Below are 21,795 nucleotides of genomic sequence, written 5' to 3' on the forward strand. Positions count from 1 at the left end.
GAACCCCATGAGCCAATTAGCATTTTGGCGATCCGGCAGCACGCGCGTGCTGCCGGGTTTTGGCCTATCTATGGGTATCAGCGTGCTATTTATTTCGCTGGTACTGCTACTCCCCATTACCGGACTATTTGGCCAGCTTTCTGAACTAAGCCTGGCCGAGTACTTTGCCATCATCACCGAAGGCCGCGTCGTCGCCAGCTATATGGTCACCATCGGCGCGGCAGCCGTAGCGGCGCTGGTGAATGCGGTGTTTGGCCTGCTACTGGCCTGGGTACTGGTGCGCTATGAGTTTCCTGGCAAGCGCCTGCTCGATGCCTTGATGGACCTCCCCTTCGCCCTGCCTACTGCCGTGGCTGGCATCACCCTGGCCACGCTCTATGCGGGTAATGGCTGGGTCGGCAACATCATCGAGCCCATGGGGCTTCAGGTCGCTTACACCTGGGTGGGGATTGCCCTGGCGATGGCCTTCACCAGTATTCCCTTTGTGGTGCGCACGGTGCAGCCGGTGCTGGAAGATTTGCCTGCCGAAGTGGACGAAGCCGCGATGTCCCTGGGTGCCACCGATGGCGTGGCGTTTCGCCGTGTGATTATGCCGCATCTATGGCCCGCGCTCGTCACCGGCACCGGGCTTGCCTTCGTACGCTCATTAGGTGAGTTCGGGGCGATTATTTTTATCGCAGGCAATATGCCCTATGAAACCGAAATTACCGCGCTGATGATCTTCGTCAAACTGCAGGAGTATGACTACGCCGGGGCGTCTGCCATTGCCTCGGTGGTGCTGTTTGTCTCGCTGGCGCTGCTGCTCGCCATCAATATCTGGCAGGGCCGCTTTGTGCGTCGTCTGCATGGAGGTAAAGGATAATGCGCCGGATTGGTGATGCGCCTTTAGTGCGGCGCTTATTAATTGGCGCAGCCCTACTGCTGTCTGCGCTATTTCTGCTGCTGCCGCTGGTGGCTATTTTTGCTCAGGCGTTCTCCCAGGGCGTCATGGTATTTTGGGAGAACGTGAGCAATGCGTTCACCCTGCACGCCATTGGCCTTACGTTGGTCATTGCGTTAATGACCATCCCCATTTGCTTGGTATTTGGCGTCGCGCTAGCGTGGCTGGTGACGCGCTTTAGCTTCCCAGGGCGGCGCATTCTGCAAACGCTGATTGATATTCCGTTTGCCGTTTCTCCTGTGGTCGCTGGCTTAATTTATCTACTGCTGTATGGCCGCAACGGCTGGATTGGCGGATGGTTAGATAGCCACGATATTCAGCTGATGTTTGCCTGGCCGGGCATTTTGATGGTCACCATCTTCGTCACCTGCCCCTTTGTGGCGCGTGAATTAATCCCGCTTATGCAGGCCCAAGGCTCACGGGAAGAAGAAGCCGCCGTAACGCTGGGCGCTTCTGGCTGGACAACGTTTTGGCGGGTCACGCTGCCCAACATTCGCTGGGCACTGCTCTACGGCATCATCCTCACCAACGCCCGCGCGGTAGGTGAATTTGGCGCGGTCTCGGTTGTCTCAGGGGCCATTCGTGGGCAAACCAATACGCTACCGCTGCACCTTGAGCAGCTCTATCAGGATTACAACGCCGTGGGTGCGTTTGCGAGCGCCGCCCTGCTGGCCCTGATTGCCCTGTTAACTCTTGCGGCCAAGGCAGGCCTTGAATGGCGCGCATCGCGCCGGGAGGCATACACATGAGTATTCGCTTACAGAATATTGCCAAGCACTTTGCCAACACCCAGGCGCTTGAGCCCATCAACCTGGACATTCACGAAGGTGAATTGGTGGGCTTGCTAGGTCCTTCCGGTTCGGGAAAAACCACCCTGCTGCGTATCATTGCTGGCCTAGAGAACGCCGACCGCTCTCCGCAGCCCGGCAAGATTCTATTTGGCGACCGTGACGTGACCAATGTGCATGTGCGCGACCGCCGCATCGGCTTTGTTTTTCAGCACTACGCCCTGTTTCGCCATATGAGCGTTTATGACAACGTGGCGTTTGGCCTTACGGTGATGCCGAAAAAGCGCCGCCCCTCCAACGGTGAAATTCGGGCGCGAGTCTTCAGGCTCCTTGAGATGGTGCAGCTACAGCACTTAGCCAACCGCTTGCCTGCCCAGCTCTCGGGTGGGCAACAGCAGCGCGTATCGCTGGCTCGCGCACTTGCTGTAGAGCCTGACGTCCTGCTGCTAGACGAGCCGTTTGGCGCCCTGGATGCCAAGGTTCGCCAAGACCTTCGCCGCTGGCTGCGCCGCCTGCACGACGAATTGAACTTTACCAGTGTGTTCGTCACCCACGACCAGGAAGAAGCGCTGGAGCTTTCTGACCGTGTGGTGGTGATGAGTAACGGCCGTATCGAGCAAATCGACACGCCGGATACGCTCTACCGCGCACCGAAGAACCGCTTTGTATTTGAGTTTTTGGGTGATGTGAACCACCTAGAGGGCCGCGTTCGCGATGGCGTGCTGACCTGCGGCGATGCGCACCTCAACGTGGACTTACCCGATGGCGATGAAGAGCTGCTGCTGCGCCCCCATGAGGTGCGCCTGGCGGAAGAACCCAGCGCTGAAAGCCACCTGCCGGTGACGATTACCGCTATCTCCCCGGTCGGTGCCGAAGTACGCGTAGAGCTAGAGGCCGACTGGCTGGCAAAACCGTGGCTAGCCACCGTTCGCCACGCCGATTTCGAGCGACTGCACATGCGCCGGGGGCAGCGCTTGTTTGCTCACCCGCGCCAGTGGCATCGCTTTAAAGAAGACGCTAAAACACCTGAGCAGCAGGCACGAGTGGCTTAGGGACTGCTAGCGCGGCAGGCTAGCACAACGCTATACTGCCGCGATTATTGCAATGCCTTGTTTCTTAACGCTTTGCTTTTTAATACCTTGTTGCGACAGGTATGTTTATCGTTTAACCACAATGATTGCGGAGAGTTTTATGCGTCGGCGTCACTTTTTACGCGCGTCTGGTGCGTTGTTAACCACCCTATTGCTGGCAGGCTGTGCAAGTCCTCAATACCTACAGCTAAACCCCACCCGTAGCGCTAACGTGCCGCAAACCGGCTCGGGTCAGCAAGTGACCGTGGTGGCCGTCGACGCCCGGCCGAGTGAAGTCATTGGTACGCGCACGGGCGGCAACATGTCGACGGCGCAGATTATAGTAAGCAGCCATGAATTGATTCCGCGCCTACAGGCCGAAGCGGAGCGTGCCGCACGCGATATGGGGTTTACCCCTACCCGCGAAGCCGCCCAAGGCCGCCCCAGCCTGACTCTGGAACTTGCCAGCTTGCACTATGGCCGTGGCGACAGCGGGCAGCCGCTAATTGATGAAGCGCGCATTGAAGGGGTTTTCCGGGCCATCGCGCAGAACCAGGGCACGACGTATACCGGGACATATACGTCACGTCGCACCCAAGGTTATGCGCTTAAACCGGGTGAAGATGCCAATACGCGGATGTTGAACGACTTGCTTAGCGATGGCCTAAACCGGGCATTCAGCGACCCAGAGCTGGGTCGGCTTCTCGCCCGTTAAGGGGGATAATTAAACCCGTGGCCCACGCCGCTCAAGCGCCCAGATGCTTTCACTTCGGCCACGGGCATCGGCGGGCAGGTGCGCTAACCGCTCTATGCGGAAATTGGGCGCCATCAGGCGCTCAATTTCCTCATCCGGCACGCTAAATGGCGGCCCGGCATCGCCATCGGCGTGGGTTAACCCCACCAGCAGCCCTTTCGCTCCCGGTGGCACCAACTGAGCCAAGTGGAAAGCGTAGCGTTCGCGGGTAGCCGGTGGCAGCGCAATCAGCGATGCACGATCGTAAAAAGCCTCCACTTCAGCCGCCTGCTGAATATGCAGGTGAAAGAAGTCACCGCACCAGAGCTCGATGTTACCCTGCCGGCACACCTCAAAGCCTGCCTGAGTATAACGAGAGATACCGCCACTACGCTGGGCCAAAAATTGCTCGATAGCCTCCGGGGCAAGCTCTATGCCCAACACCGGGTGCCCTTGGTCCGCGAGCCAGCGCATATCTAAGCTCTTCCCACATAGCGGCACCAACACCTTGGCTCCAGAGGGCACGCCTAGCGTTGGCCAATACTTCAACAGTGCCGGGTGGGTCTCCTCCAGGTGAAAGCCTATCCGTCCCTCTTGCCAACGCTGCCGCCAGGAATTCTCCATGGACATGCCCTCTTACTCTCCTAAAAACCTAACTGTTTAGAACCAGCGGTCACGCTTTTTACGACGGCGCGGCAAGTGCGGCACAATCAGCCCCACCAGCAGGCCAGCGCCCGCCACACCGCCACCGTACATAAAGTAGCGCATCAGCAAGTCTTCCTCTTGAGTGTCCAGACGTGCCTGCAGCGCTCGCACCTGTTGGCGTGACTGCTCTGCCTCGTTATCCAGCTCAAGGTTCCTCGCTTCCAGGTCTGCGATGCGCTGCTCGCGAACATCAAGCGTGGCGGTCATGGAAGAGACCCGCTGCTCCCAGGTATCGTTGATACCGTCAAGCTCTTGGGTCAGCTCTTCCACCTGGGCCTGCAGCTCGGGCAATTGCTGACGAGCACTAGGCGTTTGCTGAAGCTCATTGCTCAAAACCCACACCGTATCGCCGCTATTGCTGCGCACCCGGGTGTAATCACCGCTGGTTTCCAGCACTTCCACCTGCTCGCCTGCATTGAGCGTTCCCACAATGCGATAACCATCTGTCGGCCCACTGCGCACGTAGGTACTTAGCTCATCGCTGACCCAGGCCTGACTATCGGATTGAGCGAATGCCGCTTGGCTGCTCATGCTTAGCAGCACGCCAACTGCGGCGGCATAACAATTACTGCGAAATTTATCTACTTGCATGACGTCATGTCCTGATCATAAAAACGCGCATGGCCGACGAAGCCACCGCGCGTATCGCTCAAAGCGTTGCGCGTGTCTAAAGCGCTTACCCTTCCCCGCGGGGCGGTAACGGGAAGGGACGAGGAAACTCTGCGACGCGAGCATCACTTTTCACGGCCTTCAGGGGGCCTTCACGCTCTACCTCATCAATCCGCACAATGGCGTTAAGAGGCAGGTAACTACGCTTCACACCCTCAAAGGTTCGCTGCAGTTTTTCCGCTCCTGGATCCACCACCACTCGCGACGCATCGTCAAAGACAAACTCCTCGACTTCAATAAAGCCCCAGAGTTCGCTCTGAAAGATCTCTCTGACGTATAAATCCCAAATTTCACCCTGCTGGTGAACCACCACACGGTAGATCGGCTTGGCCGCCATCTTGGCCTAATCCTCTTGCCACTTGAAGGTAACGTTACCGCGCCTAGCCTACCATACTCCGGGGTTGCCCCTTTAGCAGACATCATCGAAAACGGCGCTTTCCTTATTTGACAGCCTCACAGGCCACTAATTAGCCGGTGGTAGCGCCTATTGTGTATGGTACCCACTGGGGCTTGATCTACTTTAAAGGTGAGGACGCGCATACCATCCGTGATCTTTTAAAACGCCAAGAGGATCTCGACTTCTATGTATAATCCCCGCTACGGCAAGGGTAAGGAGTCTATGTGACAAACCACCAAGAGGTCTCTTCACCTGAAGATGCCAAGCTCAACGAGCTAGCACGTCCGGCAACGGCGAGCGCTTTGGCGAAGCCTCTCTGCCATTTGAGCAGTTCACTTCGCGGCTCTATATCTACCACTACGCCCCTCTAGAAAGAGGCGAGCTGGCCACGGTGACCGATGAAGAACTAGAGCGCGTTAAGGGCTTTCTGCACCGTAGCTGGGGAGCCACACGCTTCCCCTACTGAGCTGCAGGCCGACTAATGGCCCCAGTAATACGGGGCCTCCCAAACACTACAGATACGACCAAGATGATACGACTCGATCAATTACTGGTCAGCCAAGGACTGGCCAGTTCTCGTACCCGTGCCCAACGGCTGATCAAAAACGGGCGCGTTTTTTTAAGCGACGGCACCTTGCTGAGCAAACCCTCTGAAAAATGGCCGACCAATGCCCCACTCCGCGTGGAGGAGGACCCAGAAGAGCGCTACGCCTCACGCGCAGGGCTAAAGCTAGAAGGCGTTCTACAGGCGTTAGCCATGCGCTTAGAGGATAAAGGCGTGCTGGATATTGGCCAGTCCACAGGCGGGTTTACTGACTGCGCGCTGCAATTTGGCGCACGCCATGTAGTAGGCGTGGAAGTCGGCCACGACCAGCTTGCCAGCCACTTACGCAGCGACCCACGAGTAACCTGCCTGGAAGGACTCAATGCCCGTCATATGAGCACCTCAGAGGCACTTTTGAGCACGCTTGCCGAACGGCCGATTGATCTTGCGGTGATGGATGTATCGTTTATTTCACAGACGCTGATTCTGCATGAGATTGCCGCCCTACTGCCGCCTAGCGGGCAGCTGCTTTCGCTGGTAAAACCACAGTTTGAGCTAGACCCCGGTGCGCTGGATAAACGCGGCGTCGTGCGAGAACCTCGTCGCTACGCAGAGGTGGAACAAAAAATACGCACCGCCTGCGAGCAGTGCGGCCTCGTCATCAGTCACTGGCAAGAGAGCCCGATTACCGGCAGCGACGGCAATCGGGAGTTTCTTCTTCTCGCCAGCAAGCCCTAGCGGTTAGCTCAACGAAGCAGGCGGGAGGGTCAGCTTGGACTGCACTTTCACCGACTCCCCTTGCTCAGGATGCAGCCAAACATCGAGCTGTTCAAAGGCGATCTTCACTCCCGCCTCCTTGAACAGCTCATCCACCCGGCAATTCACCTCATCGGCCGCAAACAGGCGGTCTAACAAGTCATTGACGAAAATACGCAGTTCGAAATTGAGGCTGTGAGGGCCGTAACTTAGGCAGAACACCTGCGGCTCCGGGTCATCCAATACGCGTGCGTTCTCATCGGCAGCCTGACGTAACAGTCTATGCACGAGTGGTAAATCCGAACCGTGGGAGACGCCGTAGGTGAGCACCACGCGGGTCACGTTATCGGAGAGCGACCAGTTGATCAGTTGGTCGGTCACGAACGTTTTGTTGGGAATGATGATCTCTTTGCGGTCGAAGTCGGTCACCGTGGTCGCCCGAATGCGAATCCGGCTGACCGTGCCGTGAAGGTTCCCTAGCGTAATGGTGTCGCCGATACGAATGGGGCGCTCGAACAGAATGATCAATCCCGAAATGAAGTTGGCAAAGATCTCTTGCAAGCCAAACCCCAAACCCACACTCAGCGCCGCCACCAGCCACTGCAGCTTGTCCCAAGAGACCCCCAAGGTCGCCAGCGACATAACGATCCCGGTGCCTACGATGGTGTAAGAGAGCAGTGAGCTAATCGCATAAGCGCTGCCCTGCTTGAGCGCCAAGCGAGAGAGCACCATGACTTCGAGTAGTCCTGGCAGGTTCCTCGCCATGATGAACGTGACAGCCACTACCAGCAGCGCCGTAAAAAAATCCGAAATGGAGAGAGCATCATCGACCAGATCGCCTTCGCCCGCGTCCCAAAGCGATACCTGGTCCAAGTAACCCAATACCGAGAGCAGATCCGACCACACCAAATAGAGCAGCGCACTGAAACCAATCAGCAGAATCAGCTTGGAGAGCCGCAGCGACTGAGCGTTGATCTTTTCCATATCCAGCGGCGGCTCTTCGACTACCTCGAGCCCGCCTTCAGCACCCTCTTGTACTTGCGCACGGCGGCGGGCTAACGCACGACGATAAGCTAACCGACGGGCGGCCACTGCCAAACTGCGCACCACCGTCGCCTCAACAACCACCCAAAGCCCCAATAAATAGAGCGTAATGGCAAAGCGTGCCACTAATCTGAGCGCCGTATACTCATATCCCCATGCCACTAACCCAAGCAGCACCAAGGGCACAGCCGCCATCGCCAGACCCAATATCAGCCTAAAAAGCCGCACACCAAAAATCGGCACATGGGCAAGAATAAGCTGCGCCAGCCACCAGGCCATCGCAAGCAGCCCGCTCATGAACAGCGCCATCGCCACCGGGCGCTGAGCCAGCGGTGTTTCCATCTGCTCGGACATGGCCGCAATGGCCACGACCGGTACCAGCGCCATGCCCAGCCCAATCAACAAGCGACGCAGCCGCGCGTTGTACGCCGGTGACCAGGTAAAGTGACGCTCGGCGACGCCGTCGGGCACCAGCAGTCGCCGCCCAAGGGCTACCACAAACCAGCTCAAACCAAGCTGCAGCAGCGCCGGTGCCAGTCCAAGGGCCAGACCACCTTCCGCCGTACGTAGGGCTACGCCCGTGCCAGCCAACGCCAGCGGGCCTGGTACCGCCAGCAGTGCATTGAGCAAAACGGCCTTGGGGGTATGCAGCTGGGTATCGCTCTTCAAACGGCCAATTTGTGAATGAATCAGCGCCAAACGCGCTTTGATATGCCCGCGCAAAGCGATTAAAACCACGCTCAACAGAAGCAGTGGCGCGCCCACCAACATGTCCCATGAGAGCCCTTTCCAACGGGTAGGCAACACCGCGCGCCACTCCCCTTCCCGCCACTCCTGCTGAAGATGCTGGGGCAGTTGGCGCAGCCAGTTCACATCTAGAGGACGACTGTTGGCCACCCAAAACAGCTGCTCATCGATGGTAGTGCGTAAATCTTGTGTCGTGCTGAGCAGCTGCTGCTGATTGAGCTGTAGCTCGATAGCCGAGCTCAATAGGTTGCCGTATGCTTGTTCGAGCTGCTCGACCAGCTCGCGTCGGGATTGATACAAGCGGGTCAGAGAATCCACCAGCCCTGGCGTGATATCGACGCCAGCCTCTTCCAGGCGCTGGGTTGCCAGTCGCTCGCCCTGCCGGAGTTGATCGCGCTGGCGAATGAGATCGAACTGCTTCAAACGCAGATCGGCGATTTCATCTTGCAAATCCCGGCGCGGCACCACAACGGGTAGCGATTGACGCTGTTCGCGAAGAATACGCGACAACAGTTGGCTGCCGCGAATCGCCTCCATCTGCTCGTTGAGGCTGCGCTGGAGCTGGCGAACATGTTCCAACTGGCGCTGCGCCTCGATGTTCTCGCGCACGATGCCATTGGCACGGTCCGTCGCCCGCAATAGCTCCAGGCTAAGCGTTTGGTTGATCTGCTGTGCATTCAGCACGACAGGGTGCCCCTCGGCGATCAACGGATCGTTCTTGGCGGCGTCGGCAATGGCCTGTTCAGACTGAAGACGGCGCTGGCGGTCGATCACGCCCTGGAGCAGGTTGAGCTGCTGTTCTTGCTGGTCGATTTGCAAGGCAATCAGGTCACGACGCTGCTGAGCCAGCTCGCGCAGGCGACTGTTAGCGCTCAACTCCCGCTGGTTCAGGGTGACCTCTTGCTCGGCCACCGCTCGCTCTAAGCGCCACTGAATGAGCTGGGCATCCTCACGGGCCGAAAGCTGGCGGTCGGCGAGCAGCGCGGCTCGGGTATCGTGCTCACGACGCAGTGTTTCAGCCCGCTGCAGCGCCTCGGAAATGGCCTGTTGCGCCCGCTCGGGCAGCGTTTGCGCCGCAAGGAGTTGGGAATTTACCTCGGCCATTTGGCTCTGGAGCTGCTGCAGTTCGATCACGGCATCCGCCAGTTCGGCTTCCAAAGCCTCTAAAGGCATATCGCTAAGGTTATCGACCGACAGCTGCAGACTCTCCTCTTGCGCAGCGTTGAGCTCACGCTCCAGGCGTAGCAACTGCTCAGGCGCCTGACTGACCCGCTGCTCGAGTGCCTGCTGACGCTCTTCAATCGCTTGGAGCCGCTCATATGCCTGCAATGCAGCGGTCAACGCCGCTTGGTCACGCTGCTGGTCAGCGGTAGGCTCAGTTTCAAGAGACTCAATGACTGCCAAGCGTTCGGAGAGCTCAGCTTGAGGAGGAACGCCCTCGATCAAGGTGCTTTGAGCGATGGCGGTTTCCGCCAACAGCACTACCACAAACAGGCAGCCGATGGCGGCTTTCAGGGCATTTCTAACCACGTGACGGATGCCTCATAGACATATCGGCCCGCGATGCCGGGCGAGATGGCCATTGTCATAGGTAAGACAGCTCGACGCAATATTGTCAGCACGTCGCCATACGGAGTTGACTTACACAAGCGGCATGTATAGAAACAGTGCTGACATCTCTCTACTCTTAATTTGCGAGCCACGTTGATGGTTACCCGAAAACTGCTGTTCACCGGTTTGGCGACATTTGTGAGCGCGACCGTGCTCAGTCAAAGCGCCATAGCCGATTCCCGAGAAGACATTGAAGCCCGCATTCAAGCGCTCAGTACCGAACTCTACCAGTTGCGCCAGCAGCTTCAGCAAATCGAAGCACCCGAAGATGCCGCCCTGGGTATCGAACCAGCGCCGCTGCCGGTCGAAGTAGCGCTCGAAGACCTGAGTGAACGGCGACAGTTGGAACAAGAGTCGTCACGTAACCCCTTCGCCATCACGACGCATCGCACCAACTATCTGTTCCCCATTAGCTACAACACGAATCAAAACGTCGAGAATTTCCGCAGCATCACAGACGACGTTCAACCGGATAGTGGTGAGGTCAAATTTCAATTCAGTGCCAAGTTCAATTTGGCCGAAAATGTCTTCGGTGACATAGGCGACGTTTACTTTGCGTATACCCAGCGTAGCTGGTGGCAGGCGTACAACACCGATGCCTCCTCGCCGTTTCGCGAAACCAACTATGAGCCCGAAGTGTTTATCGACTTCGACAATGCCTGGAGTGCCTTGGGATGGGTGAACACCCGCAATCGCGTGTCGTTCATCCATCAATCAAACGGACGCTCCGATCCGCTCTCGCGCAGTTGGAACCGAGTGTACTTGGAAAGCACCTTCCAAAGCGGCGATTGGGCGCTCACCCTGGCGCCTCACTGGCGCGTGCCCGAGTCGGATAGCGATGATGACAACCCCGATATCGAGCGCTTCGTCGGCTATGGCGACATTCGCCTCGCCAAGCGCCTGCAAAACAACCATGAATTTGCCGGTCAACTGCGTGGCAACCCTAGCGCCGGCAACTACGGCACGCAGATCGATTACAGCTGGCCAGCGTTCAACGGCGTGCGCACCCATGTGCAGTACTACTACGGTTACGGCGAGAGCATGATCGATTACAACCACCGCGTGCATCGCCTGAGCCTTGGTTTTAGCCTCAACCCACTATTCAGCGCCACTGGGCTGAACCGTTAAGCCAGTAAGGTTGTCTATATGGTGATGACTGCTATGCTGAAGTCGTTACTCAAAGTCGTAACTCATTCACTCGTCAAAGGAAGACATCATGGCAAAACGTAATACAGACACCTCTGCCCGTGCTGACCAGCTGAAAGAAGACCTGCGCCATCTCAGCGAAACAGTCGAAGAGCTGGTGAACGCAACCTCCAAAGACGCCAGCAGCGAAATGCGCGATCTGCGTGAGCGTGCCGAGCGACGTTTAAAAGATACTCGTACTCGCCTAGAAGCCCGCGGAGAACGTTTCTACGAAGACACCCGAGAAACGCTCTCCGAACAGGCAGCGTGTTGTGACCGTTATGTCCATGAAAACCCCTGGACCAGCATCGGTATTGGCGCCGCTGCTGGCCTTGTCGTTGGTATGCTGCTCGGGCGTCGCTAATGGCTTTGGGTCCCACCCAACGCGTCTTTTCTGCCGCCAAACGCCTGCTGAAATCACTGGTAGCCAACAGTGAGACCCGCCTGCGTTTGGCGGTTTTGGAACTAGAGGAAGAGCGCGCCCGCTTATTAGTCTTACTGCTGCTTGCTGGTGCCAGCCTGCTATTACTGCTTCTTGGCATTGCTACGCTAACGGCTCTTGTCATTGTGCTTTTTTGGGACACGTATCGTCTCACGGCCATCAGCGTGAGTGCTGGTGTACTGATTGCACTCAGCGTACTACTCGCCGTAATAGCACTTCGTCAAGCCAAGCGTCATACGCTGCTCAAAGAAACGTTAAAGCAGCTTGCAGCGGACCGGGCCTTGCTAGAGGTGAATGAGGATGACCCGTCACGATAGCGTCGTTAAACCACTCAGTCGCGCAGAGCGCAAGGCGGCGCTGCTCGCCGAACTGGAGCAGCAGCGTATCGACATACTGGTCGATAGCGACACGCTGCTACATGCCTCTTCCCCGCTGGAACGTCATTGGAAAAGCGTCAAACTGCCGCTTTACGCCATTGGCGGCATTGCTGCGTTACGCATTGCACGTCATCCAGGCGGTGCCATGGTGCTAGGTCGTAAGGCACTGGCAGGTTACATGCTCTTTCGAAAGCTGAAGCTCCTTGCCAAAGTGGCGACATAATCGTCCGTTGACCGCTACGCCTGCGACAAGGATTATCCGACAAGCCGCTGCGGCTCACTTACCACAGCGGCTTGTTTAATGCGTGTCGATGACACCTAACACGCTTGTCCACAGGCCACACCGCTTGCCCAGGCCCACTGAAAGTTATAACCGCCTAGTTGGCCCGTCACATCCAGCACTTCCCCAATAAAGCGCAGTTGAGGTAGATCCTTTACTTCAAAGGTTTTGGATGAAATGGCGTCGGTGCTGACACCCCCCATCGTCACCTCGGCCGTGCGCCACCCTTCGGTGCCTGCTGGTTTTAGCTGCCACTGATTTAGCCGCTGGGCCCAAGCTTCGAGCGCTTCGTTGCTGTATTGCGCCAGCGGGCTGGCCAAGTGAGAGTCGGGATACCACTCCAGCAGCGCTTGGGCAAAGCGTTTGGGGAAACGCTCGCCTAGCCAGGTCGACAGCAGCCGCTTAGGGGTTTCCTGGCGCGCATGGCGCAAAGCGTCAGCCGCGTCTTCGCCCGGCAAGAGGTCGATGGAGATTGCGCTACCCGGCTCCCATACGCTGGAAATTTGTAGCATAGAAGGGCCGGATAGCCCTCGATGGGTAAACAGCATCGGCTCGACAAAGCGCTTCTCTTTGCAGCTCACTGCCGTGGGCACGCTAACGCCAGAAAGCCCCGCCGCCCGCTCTTTCCAGCTATCGCTTAGGGTAAATGGCACTAGGCCGGGGCGCGTGGGCAGCACCTCTAAGCCAAACTGGCGGGCAATATCGTACCCAAAGCCGGTCGCCCCCATGGTAGGAATGGAAAGCCCTCCGGTCGCCACGACCACCACCCCTGCATCAATCGTGCCCAGAGACGTGGCCAACCGCATGCCCTCGCCCTGCCGCTCCAGCCGAGAAACGGATGTGCTCAGTTTAATCTCCGCCCCGGCCCACTCACACTCGGCCAAGAGTACCCGCACAATCTCTTTGGCGGAATCTGCGCAAAATAGCTGCCCTGGCGCTTTTTCCACATACTCAACGCCATGGGTTTCTACCAGCGATACAAAGTGTTCTGGGCGATAACGTTTTAATGCAGAAATGCAAAAATAAGGATTTTCAGAGTAAAAGTGTCCAGGCGCTGTATCAAGATTGGTAAAGTTACAGCGGCCTCCCCCAGACATAAGAATCTTTTTACCCGCTTTGTTCGCATGGTCGACCACCAAAACGCGTCGCCCGGCATAGCCAGCCTGTGCCGCGCACATTAAACCAGCGGCACCTGCGCCAATGACTACGACGTCGTAGACCATAACTGAGGCTCCCAGAGTGAAAAGGCGGGCATTTTAACAGGTAAGAAGCGCCAAACTACTGTACATTTTAAAAACTCATGTATAAGAAATGCACAAGATACTACCTATTCGCCTCAACATTCGCCCCAACAATGTTGCAGGTAATGACTTACTATCATCGCCGATTGCGGAATATTTCAATAATACTGAGACACTTATGATCGCTTTTAAACGCTCCTTTTGCTGCCTCGTGCTACTCCTTGGATGGGCTTCTATTGCCAGCGCACAATCAAAGCCGCCTGTGATTGGTTATTACGTTGAGACAGAGACCTGGTCCGACCCGCTGGAAGCACTAGGCACCTTACGTGCTGATGAAAGCGTGACCTTATCGGCCACCGTAACCGACACCATTGCAGAGATTAACTTCGATGATGGCGAGCAGGTAGAGCGCGGTCGTTTACTGGTTCGTTTGGAAGACGCCGAAGAGCAAGCACTGCTAAGAGCCGCCCAGGCCATTACCGATGAGCGGCGAAACGCTTCTGACCGCGCTTCGCAGCTGCAGCAGCGCAACTTAGCGGCTAGAGCAGACGTAGAAGACACTCAATCCCAGCTGCGCCAAGCACAAGCCGATGCCCAAGCCCTGGAAGCTAGACTGGAAAATTACCGAATACACGCGCCGTTTAGCGGCCGCGTAGGATTTCGTGACGTCAGTGTGGGCACCCTCGTCACCCCCGGCATGGCGTTGGTGACGCTAGATAAGCTAGATGTAATGAAACTCGATTTTACCGTACCAGCGGTATTTTTGGGGCGGCTATCCGCCGGGTTAAGTCTTAGTGCCACCACGGCGGCGTACCCAGACGAGGTATTTCGCGGCGACGTTGCCAGCATTGGCACAAGGATTGACCCGGTATCCCGTAGCGTTAGCGTGCGTGCCGAGTTGACCAATCCTGATTTAAAGCTGCGCCCTGGCATGCTGATGGAAGTCATCGTGCAGCAGCGCGTACGCGATGCGTTAGTGCTGCCTGAAGCCGCGATTCAGCCTAGCGGCAACCGCCACTTTGTGATGGTGATTCAACAGCAGGAGAATGCGCCACGCTTAGAGCGCCGAGAAGTAGCTATCGGCGAGCGCCGCAGCGGGGAAGTAGAAGTACTAGAAGGCATTAGCGAAGGCGATTTGGTGGTGATTCATGGTCTGCAGCTAGCCCGTGAGGGTCAAGAAGTTCGCCTGCTAGGCGTTGCCGACGACAGCACGGACATTCGCTCGCTGCTGGAGGCTGATCGCTAATGCGTTTATCCGATATTTCCGTTCAGCGGCCAGTGCTGGCCATGGTAATTGCCGCACTGATTATTGCTTTTGGCTTGCTGGCCCTTAACCGCTTGCCGCTGCAAGAGTACCCCACGGTTGACCCGCCTATTGTCAGTATTGATACCCGCTACCCCGGTGCCTCGGCCAGCGTGGTAGAAACACGCATTACCCAAGTATTAGAAGACCGCATTGCCGGGGTGGAGGGCATCGAGCTGATCACCTCCCAAAGCGAGGATGGCCGCTCGCGGATCGAGATCGAGTTCGCCATCACTATGGATATCAACGCTGCGGCGAACGATATCCGCGACCGCATTTCAGGCGCACTGCGCAACCTGCCGGACGACGCCGACAATCCTGAAGTCACTAAAGCCGACAGCAGCGAAGAGATTGTTGTTTGGCTAAGCCTATCGGGGGCGGACTACTCGATTGCCGAACTCACCGACTACGCCAACCGCTTTCTCGTCGATAGCCTTTCAGTACAGCCGGGCGTTGCCCGAGTACGCGTGGGCGGCGGCCAGGATTACGCCATGCGTGTATGGCTGGACCGTAACGCATTAGCAGCCCGTGGCCTCACCGTGGGCGATGTGGAGGACGCTCTACGTGCTGAAAACGTCGAGCTGCCTGCGGGTTCTATCGAATCCGATGACCGCCAGTTTATTGTCCGCTTGCCGCGCAGTTTCGCCACTGCTGAAGACTTTCAAGGCTTAGCGCTTGCCCAAAGCAATAACGGCTATCTAGTGCGCTTATCGGATGTCGCCCGGGTGGAAGTAGGCTCTGTGGAAGACCGCTCCGTTTTCCGAGCCAACGGCGTGCCTATGGTGGGGCTGGGGATGATCATGCAGTCCACCGCCAACGTGATTGAGCTTTCTGAGGCGGTTCAAGAAGAGCTTGGGCGGCTTCAAGGCACTCTGCCTGAAGGCATGTCGCTCACGCTGAACTATGATGCCTCAGTGTTCGTTTCCGGTGCCATTGAGCAGGTGGTGATGACGCTGTTTATCGCCATGGGGCTCGTCGTGGTGGTGATCTTTCTATTTCTTGGCAATTTCCGCACTACCCTTGTCCCCGCCGTCACGGTGCCGATTGCCGTCATCGGTGCATTTACAGCACTGGCAGCCATGAATTTCTCCATCAACCTGCTCACCCTGCTCGCACTGGTGTTGGCCATCGGGTTGATTGTTGATGATGCCATTGTGGTGCTCGAAAACATCAACCGACGCATGCACGACTACGGTGAAACACCGCTGGTGGCCGCCTTTCGCGGTACGCGGCAAATCGCCTTTGCGGTGATCGCCACCACCCTAGTGTTAGTCGCCGTCTTTGTGCCACTGAGCATGCTGCAAGGCGATATTGGTCGGCTGTTCTCTGAATTCGCCCTGACCATGGCAGCAGCAGTGGTCGTCTCTACCTTGCTCGCATTGACCCTAACGCCAATGATGGCCTCCAAAATACTCAAGCCCGGCATGCACGATAGCCGCATTGGGAAAGGCGTGCAGTGGCTGCTGGATGGCACCAAACGCCGCTACCAGCGAGCCTTAGAAGCCGTACTAACGGCCAAATGGCTGGTCGTGGCCCTGTTTGCCCTACTCATTGCCGGAACGGCGTGGCTCGCCACAGCGCTGCCCAATGAATACACACCGCAAGAGGATCGCGGCAACTTTATTGTGCTGGTCAACGGCCCGGAAGGAGCCACGTTCGACTACATGATGGACTACATGGATGAGATCGAAGCGCGGCTCACCCCCTTTGTAGAGAGCGGTGAGCTTGAGCGCGTGGTGGTTCGTGCCCCGCGTGGCTTCGGTAATATCGAAAACTTCAACAGCGGCTTTATCATCGTCAATATGGCGGACTGGGGCAGCCGTCGCAGCGCCTGGGAGATCATGGCCGATGTGCGCCAGCAGCTCAGCTCGCTCCCTGGCGTCCAAGCCTTCCCGGTGATGCGCCAGGGCTTTGGTCAGCGCACTCAGAAGCCAGTGCAGTTTGTGCTGGGCGGCGGCACTTATGAAGAGCTGGCCCGCTGGCGCGACCGGCTGATTAATCATGTGCGGGAAAACAACCCACGTCTAACCGCCATCGAAAGCAATTACGATGAAACCCAGCCTCAGCTGCGTGTCGATATTAACTATGAGCGCGCCGCTGCGTTAGGCGTCACCTTGACTGAGATTGGTCGCACGCTGGAAGTGTTGCTGGGGGGCCGTAACGTAACGCGCTATGTGGATGATGGCGAAGAGTACGATGTGATTGTGGAAGGTGACCGCAGCCGCCAAAACAGCCCGCGCTCACTGGATAATATCCAGGTGCGCTCGGCGCGTTCCGGCGAACTCATCCCACTGGCAAGTCTGGTAACGCTGTCAGATTTTGCTGGTGCCAGTACGCTGAATCGCTTCGACCGCGTGCGCGCGATTACCATTGAAGCGAACCTCGCCGATGGCTACCCGCTGGGCGAAGCGCTGGCATACCTGCAAGACACCGCCGATACCATTTTGCCGGAAGAGGTACAAACCAACGTGGCGGGGCCATCGCGGGATTTCCAGCAGGCAAGCGGCGCGACAATGTTCCTACTGGTGCTAGGTGCCGTGGTGGTATTCCTGGTACTGGCCGCCCAGTTCGAAAGCCTCATCCACCCGTTTGTGATTATGCTGACGGTACCGCTGGCTATGAGCGGCGCACTGCTGGCGCTGCTGCTCAGCGGTCAGTCGCTGAATATTTATAGTCAGGTGGGCTTGGTGCTGCTGATTGGTTTGGCAGCGAAAAACGGCATTTTGATCGTCGAGTTCGCCAACCAGCTCCGCGATGAGGGGCAAGCATTTCGCTCAGCGTTAATTGAGGCCTCGGTGACCCGCCTACGGCCCATTTTGATGACCGCCGTGACCACCATGGCGGGTGCTATTCCGTTGATCATCTCCAGCGGCCCAGGGGCGGAATCGCGGTTGGTGATTGGCACGGTGATTATGGCTGGTGTCGGCGCCGCTACCGTCTTCACGCTGTTTGTGGTGCCCGTGGCGTACGACCTGCTGGCCCGCCACTCTGGCTCGCCTGGAGCAGTGAAGCGCCGGCTCGAAGAGGAGATCGCCAACGCGCCTACGGCTCAACATACGCCGCTTGATACGCCAGAGCGATAACGCATCCCCAAAAACACTAAGGGCGCCAACGAGGCGCCCTTAGTGTTTAAACGTCACAACGGCTGTACTTATTCGCAATCGCCGATACGCTCACCTTCAATCACGGTGTTCATAGTCAGCTCACCCATGGGAGACTGAGTCAGAATATCCACAGTGCCTTCAATTTGCTCGCCCATAAAGCGCATTTCGCCGTCGATCGTGGCTTCGCCACCTTCAGCGCGGCATACCATGCTGTAGGAGAGGCCGTCGGCATTCATATCCTGGTTGAGCAGCTCGCAGCCCTCTTCCTCTTCGATGAAGCCAAAGTCAGCGCCTTCCAGCTCTTCCTGAGTGATGCACTGACGCTCGGTTTCCGTTTGATCGGGAATCTGCATATCGCCGCTGACGCTAGTCACGCTGACAAACTCCCACTCGCCGGGCGTAACATTAGGTGTTTCCGCCTGGGCAACCATCGGGAAGGCCGCTAGGGCCGCAACTGCCATGTACTGTTTCATCATCGCTTTTATCTCGCTAGGTGGTTCGGGAAAACTCGTCATTATCCTACCTGATTCGTTGATCAGGTGCCTGCTTGCAAACAGCACTGCTACACTAAGCTGTCAATGACATTGAGTGTAACGCTGAAAAGGGCAACAACCATGCACGACGACGCACTAATTAATCATGATTTCCACTGCCCTTACTGTGATACGCCACTCACCTTTGTGATCGATACCTCTCAGGGTAGCCACGACACCTGGGAAGATTGCCATCAGTGCTGCGCGCCCATCCAGCTACAGGTCATTGTGTCACCAATGACCGGAGAGCTAGACGCCGTCATCACTGGACGTGACGACGACGTGCTGTAGCGTTGGATTAAAAAGCTTAAACCCCCTCCCCTTGCTGTATCACTGACTGGCGCTTGGCCTCGCTGCGGCGCATGAAGTACCACGCCAGAAGTGTCGCCAACGATACGGTCAGAATAATCAGCGTCGCCAGCGCGTTGATCTTCGGCGACACGCCCATCCGCACCGAGGAAAACACCACCATCGGTAGCGTATTGGCCCCCGGCCCAGAGACAAAGCTGGCAATCACCAAGTCATCCAACGACAGCGTAAAGGCCAGCAGCCAGCCTGCAGCGAGGGCGGGTGCAATGACCGGTAGCGTGACAAAGAAGAAGGTTTTGACCGGCGGTGAGCCTAAATCCATCGCCGCCTCTTCAATAGAGCGGTCCACTTCCCGCAACCTAGCCGCCACCACCACCGCCACGTAGGCGCTACAGAACGTAGTGTGGGCAATCCAAATAGTGGCCATGCCACGGTCAGCGGGCCAGCCGATCAGCTGCGCCATTTGTACAAACAGCAGTAGCAGCGAAAGGCCGGTAATCACTTCCGGCATCACCAGCGGTGCGGTCACCATGCTTGAGAGCGCTGTTTTACCCCGGAAATGGCCGTAGCGCGTCATCACGAACGCGGCGACCGTGCCCAGGCACACCGCCATACTGGCCGCAAAGAAGGCAATCTCAAGGCTGGTCCATACCGCCGACAGAATCTGCTGGTCGCGGAACAGCTCGCCATACCATTGGGTTGAGAAACCGGCCCATACGGTTACTAGGCGCGACTCATTAAACGAATACACCACCAGCACCATCATGGGCAGGTACAAAAACAGCAGGCCCAACACCAGCATCACGGTGGTAAAACTTGGGCGCCGACGCGATCTCATCATTCTTCAAGCTCCCGTGACTGGTAGCGGTGGAACCACACAATGGGAATGAGCAATAGCAGCAGCATCACCATGGCGAGCGCTGACGCGACCGGCCAGTCACGGTTGAGGAAAAACTCTTCCCACAGCACCTTACCAATCATCAACGTATCGGGGCCGCCTAGTAGCTCAGGAATCACAAACTCCCCAACGGCAGGAATAAACACCAGCATTGAGCCTGCGATAATACCCCCCATGGAGAGTGGCAGCGTGACTTTCAAGAAGGTGTTGAATTTACGTGACCCAAGGTCCGATGCCGCTTCCAGGAGCGAATTATCCAAACGCGTCAGGTGGGCATACAGCGGCAGTACCATAAACGGTAGGTAGGCGTAGACAATGCCCACAATTACCGAAAACTGGGTATTCATCATCCGCAGCGGTGAATCAATCACCCCCAACCCCATCAGCAGGTTATTGATCAGACCGCTATTGCTAAGAATACCCATCCAGGCGTATACCCGAATCAGAAACGACGTCCACGAAGGCAGCATAACTAACAGCAGTAAAATCAGCTGCCAGCGCCCTGGGGCACGGGCCATGGCATACGCCATCGGATAGCCAATCAGCAAACACACTGCCGTTGCGACAAATGCGGCTTTAATCGACCCCCAGTACGCCGCCACATAGAGTGAATCGGACAACAAAAATAGATAGTTGCCCAGATTCAAAAAGATGTTCAACGTTTGGTCGGCGTACTCGACCAGTGGCCCATAGGGCGGTATGGCGATCACTGACTCCGACAGGCTGATTTTTAGCACCAGCGCAAATGGGAGCAGGAAAAACAGCGTGAGCCATACCAGCGGAAACGCAATCACGGCGCGTCGGCCTAGCTGCATCCGCTTGATCACGCCTGCAATGCGAGATGGCATCATAATAGGCAATCTCCTGTCAGCCCCCCGGGCATTAGCGGTTCAGCACGATAGCGCTATGGTCTTCCCAATAAACGTACACGCTATCCTCCCAGGTTGGGCGGTCACCGCGCCGCTCGGTGTTGGCCATGCTCACTTTAATCATCTGCCCGGAAGCAGTGCGCACGTAGTAAAGTGAATAGCCGCCCAAGTAGGCGATATCATCCACCTTGCCCGCTTCCCAGTTGTACTCTGATGACGGCTGCTCACGGGTTAGCCAGATTTTCTCGGGGCGCAGCGCCGCCCACACCCGGCGGTCTACTGCCTGGGTGGTAATGCCGTGGTCGATATAGATCGGCCGTGAGAGCGCAGGTGACTCAATGCGGCAGTGGTCAGCGGCGTCCTCAATGATCTCACCCTCAAACAAGTTCACTGTACCGACGAACTCGGCCACCATCCGGCTGGCAGGGCTTTCATAAATATCCACCGGCGAGCCAACCTGCTCAATCCAGCCATCCGCCATGATCGCTACACGGTCGGCCATGGTCATGGCCTCTTCCTGGTCGTGGGTCACCATGATGCAGGTCACACCCACCTGCTCAATGATCTCAACCACTTCCAGCTGCATTTCGGTGCGCAGCTTTTTATCCAGCGCGCCCATGGGCTCATCAAGCAGCAGCAGCTTGGGTCTTTTGGCAAGCGAGCGCGCCAAGGCGACCCGCTGGCGCTGACCGCCAGAAAGCTGGTGGGGTTTACGCTTAGCGAAGCGCTCCATATGCACCAGTTTGAGCATCTGGGCAACCCGCGCTTCAATTTCAGCTTTAGGCAGCTTGTCCTGCTTTAATCCAAAGGCAATATTCTGCGCCACGGTCATGTGCGGAAATAGCGCATAGGACTGGAACATCATATTGATGGGCCGCTTGTGTGGCGGCATCTCAGTGATGTTTTCGCCACTCAGCAAAATGCGCCCTTCGCTGGGCGCCTCAAAACCGGCAAGCATGCGCAGTAGGGTAGATTTACCCGAGCCAGACCCACCTAGCAGGGCAAAAATCTCGCCGCGCTTTACCTGCAAATTCACATCATCGACGGCAAGCGCATCATCAAACCGCTTGCTCAAGCGCTTAACCTCTAAAACGATATCCTCGGCAAATCGAGGTGCTTTCCCCTGAGAGCGCACAGGCGGGGGAATGGCAGACGAAGAGGATGAAGAATCGTTCGACAGGGGCGTAGTGACCATTCGCCACTCCCATCAAAAGGCCCGGTTAACCGGGCGATAAAAGACAAACAGCGAG

The 21,795-nt window shown here is 57.1% G+C and carries 21 protein-coding genes and 1 pseudogene; 13 read left to right on the forward strand and 9 right to left on the reverse strand.

Going from position 1 to position 21,795, the window contains the following annotated elements; translation table 11 throughout:
* Nucleotides 1-7: 7 nt before the first annotated feature.
* The 4 genes from cysT to NH344_RS09445 all read left to right on the forward strand — a co-directional run bounded on the left by cysT (nucleotide 8) and on the right by NH344_RS09445 (nucleotide 3,513).
* Complete coding sequence (gene cysT / locus NH344_RS09430; protein ID WP_044628199.1) at nucleotides 8-862, forward strand: sulfate ABC transporter permease subunit CysT; 855 nt, start codon at nucleotides 8-10, stop codon at nucleotides 860-862.
* Nucleotides 862-1,689 carry a sulfate ABC transporter permease subunit CysW gene (cysW, locus tag NH344_RS09435; protein ID WP_044628200.1) on the forward strand — a complete coding sequence of 276 codons (828 nt, stop codon included), beginning with the start codon at nucleotides 862-864 and terminating at the stop codon, nucleotides 1,687-1,689. The genes cysT and cysW overlap by 1 nt, the downstream gene beginning before the upstream one ends.
* The gene (locus NH344_RS09440; RefSeq protein WP_044628201.1) at nucleotides 1,686-2,780 is read left to right on the forward strand and encodes a TOBE-like domain-containing protein; all 1,095 of its coding nucleotides are present in this window, start codon (nucleotides 1,686-1,688) and stop codon (nucleotides 2,778-2,780) included. Before cysW ends, NH344_RS09440 begins: the two co-directional genes overlap by 4 nt.
* Before the next feature lie 139 nt (nucleotides 2,781-2,919).
* A complete protein-coding gene (locus NH344_RS09445; RefSeq protein WP_044628202.1) occupies nucleotides 2,920-3,513 on the forward strand; it encodes a YajG family lipoprotein in 594 nt (197 codons plus the stop codon).
* 9 nt (nucleotides 3,514-3,522) lie between these two features.
* Here the strand turns inward: NH344_RS09445 and NH344_RS09450 are convergent, their stop codons facing one another.
* The 3 genes from NH344_RS09450 to NH344_RS09460 form a co-directional block, all read right to left on the reverse strand.
* Nucleotides 3,523-4,155, reverse strand: coding sequence for a thiopurine S-methyltransferase (locus NH344_RS09450; RefSeq protein ID WP_044628259.1), 633 nt, complete (start codon nucleotides 4,153-4,155; stop codon nucleotides 3,523-3,525).
* Nucleotides 4,156-4,191: 36 nt separating this feature from the next.
* Entirely contained in the window at nucleotides 4,192-4,827 is a 636-nt protein-coding gene (locus NH344_RS09455) for a TIGR04211 family SH3 domain-containing protein (RefSeq protein ID WP_044628203.1), read from the reverse strand.
* A gap of 85 nt (nucleotides 4,828-4,912) precedes the next feature.
* Nucleotides 4,913-5,242, reverse strand: coding sequence for a DUF1820 family protein (locus tag NH344_RS09460; RefSeq protein WP_009100748.1), 330 nt, complete (start codon nucleotides 5,240-5,242; stop codon nucleotides 4,913-4,915).
* Between the two features lie 337 nt (nucleotides 5,243-5,579).
* On the opposite strand from NH344_RS09460, the pseudogene NH344_RS09465 reads away from it, so the two are divergent.
* Together NH344_RS09465 and NH344_RS09470 are read left to right on the forward strand one after the other, a co-directional pair.
* Nucleotides 5,580-5,784: pseudogene (locus tag NH344_RS09465) on the forward strand (hypothetical protein); the annotation flags it as partial.
* A gap of 47 nt (nucleotides 5,785-5,831) precedes the next feature.
* The gene (locus NH344_RS09470; protein ID WP_253027829.1) at nucleotides 5,832-6,584 is read left to right on the forward strand and encodes a TlyA family RNA methyltransferase; all 753 of its coding nucleotides are present in this window, start codon (nucleotides 5,832-5,834) and stop codon (nucleotides 6,582-6,584) included.
* Nucleotides 6,585-6,587: 3 nt separating this feature from the next.
* Here the strand turns inward: NH344_RS09470 and mscK are convergent, their stop codons facing one another.
* Nucleotides 6,588-9,923: a mechanosensitive channel MscK gene (gene mscK / locus NH344_RS09475; RefSeq protein ID WP_253027830.1), complete on the reverse strand. Its 3,336-nt coding sequence runs from the start codon at nucleotides 9,921-9,923 to the stop codon at nucleotides 6,588-6,590.
* Between the two features lie 177 nt (nucleotides 9,924-10,100).
* On the opposite strand from mscK, the gene NH344_RS09480 reads away from it, so the two are divergent.
* From NH344_RS09480 to NH344_RS09495, 4 genes are all read left to right on the forward strand, one after another.
* Complete coding sequence (locus NH344_RS09480) at nucleotides 10,101-11,132, forward strand: phospholipase A (protein ID WP_044628206.1); 1,032 nt, start codon at nucleotides 10,101-10,103, stop codon at nucleotides 11,130-11,132.
* A gap of 88 nt (nucleotides 11,133-11,220) precedes the next feature.
* Nucleotides 11,221-11,553, forward strand: coding sequence for a DUF883 family protein (locus NH344_RS09485; RefSeq protein ID WP_044628207.1), 333 nt, complete (start codon nucleotides 11,221-11,223; stop codon nucleotides 11,551-11,553).
* Nucleotides 11,553-11,948: a phage holin family protein gene (locus NH344_RS09490; protein ID WP_044628208.1), complete on the forward strand. Its 396-nt coding sequence runs from the start codon at nucleotides 11,553-11,555 to the stop codon at nucleotides 11,946-11,948. Before NH344_RS09485 ends, NH344_RS09490 begins: the two co-directional genes overlap by 1 nt.
* On the forward strand, nucleotides 11,932-12,231 hold the full coding sequence (locus NH344_RS09495; RefSeq protein WP_137093870.1) for a YqjK family protein: 300 nt from the start codon (nucleotides 11,932-11,934) through the stop codon (nucleotides 12,229-12,231). Before NH344_RS09490 ends, NH344_RS09495 begins: the two co-directional genes overlap by 17 nt.
* Before the next feature lie 95 nt (nucleotides 12,232-12,326).
* Here NH344_RS09495 and NH344_RS09500 read toward each other — a convergent pair whose 3' ends face one another.
* The gene (locus NH344_RS09500; RefSeq protein WP_228168694.1) at nucleotides 12,327-13,511 is read right to left on the reverse strand and encodes an NAD(P)/FAD-dependent oxidoreductase; all 1,185 of its coding nucleotides are present in this window, start codon (nucleotides 13,509-13,511) and stop codon (nucleotides 12,327-12,329) included.
* Between the two features lie 196 nt (nucleotides 13,512-13,707).
* Here NH344_RS09500 and NH344_RS09505 point away from each other — a divergent pair, with 196 nt between their 5' ends.
* Together NH344_RS09505 and NH344_RS09510 are read left to right on the forward strand one after the other, a co-directional pair.
* Complete coding sequence (locus NH344_RS09505) at nucleotides 13,708-14,775, forward strand: efflux RND transporter periplasmic adaptor subunit (protein WP_172515632.1); 1,068 nt, start codon at nucleotides 13,708-13,710, stop codon at nucleotides 14,773-14,775.
* Nucleotides 14,775-17,915 carry an efflux RND transporter permease subunit gene (locus tag NH344_RS09510; protein ID WP_253027831.1) on the forward strand — a complete coding sequence of 1,047 codons (3,141 nt, stop codon included), beginning with the start codon at nucleotides 14,775-14,777 and terminating at the stop codon, nucleotides 17,913-17,915. Before NH344_RS09505 ends, NH344_RS09510 begins: the two co-directional genes overlap by 1 nt.
* Before the next feature lie 68 nt (nucleotides 17,916-17,983).
* Here NH344_RS09510 and NH344_RS09515 read toward each other — a convergent pair whose 3' ends face one another.
* Nucleotides 17,984-18,412, reverse strand: coding sequence for a DUF3617 family protein (locus tag NH344_RS09515; protein WP_253027848.1), 429 nt, complete (start codon nucleotides 18,410-18,412; stop codon nucleotides 17,984-17,986).
* A gap of 138 nt (nucleotides 18,413-18,550) precedes the next feature.
* Here NH344_RS09515 and NH344_RS09520 point away from each other — a divergent pair, with 138 nt between their 5' ends.
* Nucleotides 18,551-18,760, forward strand: a complete 210-nt coding sequence (locus NH344_RS09520) for a CPXCG motif-containing cysteine-rich protein (protein ID WP_054644977.1) — start codon at nucleotides 18,551-18,553, stop codon at nucleotides 18,758-18,760.
* Between the two features lie 16 nt (nucleotides 18,761-18,776).
* On the opposite strand, the gene NH344_RS09525 is transcribed toward NH344_RS09520, so the two are convergent.
* Genes NH344_RS09525 through potA form a run of 3 tightly spaced genes read right to left on the reverse strand, consistent with a single transcriptional unit; the run spans nucleotide 18,777 to nucleotide 21,740 of the window.
* Nucleotides 18,777-19,619, reverse strand: coding sequence for an ABC transporter permease subunit (locus tag NH344_RS09525; RefSeq protein WP_253027832.1), 843 nt, complete (start codon nucleotides 19,617-19,619; stop codon nucleotides 18,777-18,779).
* Nucleotides 19,616-20,527, reverse strand: coding sequence for an ABC transporter permease subunit (locus NH344_RS09530; protein WP_253027833.1), 912 nt, complete (start codon nucleotides 20,525-20,527; stop codon nucleotides 19,616-19,618). The genes NH344_RS09525 and NH344_RS09530 overlap by 4 nt, the downstream gene beginning before the upstream one ends.
* Before the next feature lie 31 nt (nucleotides 20,528-20,558).
* The gene (gene potA / locus NH344_RS09535; RefSeq protein ID WP_253027834.1) at nucleotides 20,559-21,740 is read right to left on the reverse strand and encodes a polyamine ABC transporter ATP-binding protein; all 1,182 of its coding nucleotides are present in this window, start codon (nucleotides 21,738-21,740) and stop codon (nucleotides 20,559-20,561) included.
* Nucleotides 21,741-21,795: the final 55 nt, after the last annotated feature.

Source organism: Halomonas sp. Ps84H-12, from assembly GCF_024124725.1.
In the GTDB taxonomy this organism is placed as follows: Bacteria; Pseudomonadota; Gammaproteobacteria; order Pseudomonadales; family Halomonadaceae; genus Vreelandella; species Vreelandella aquamarina.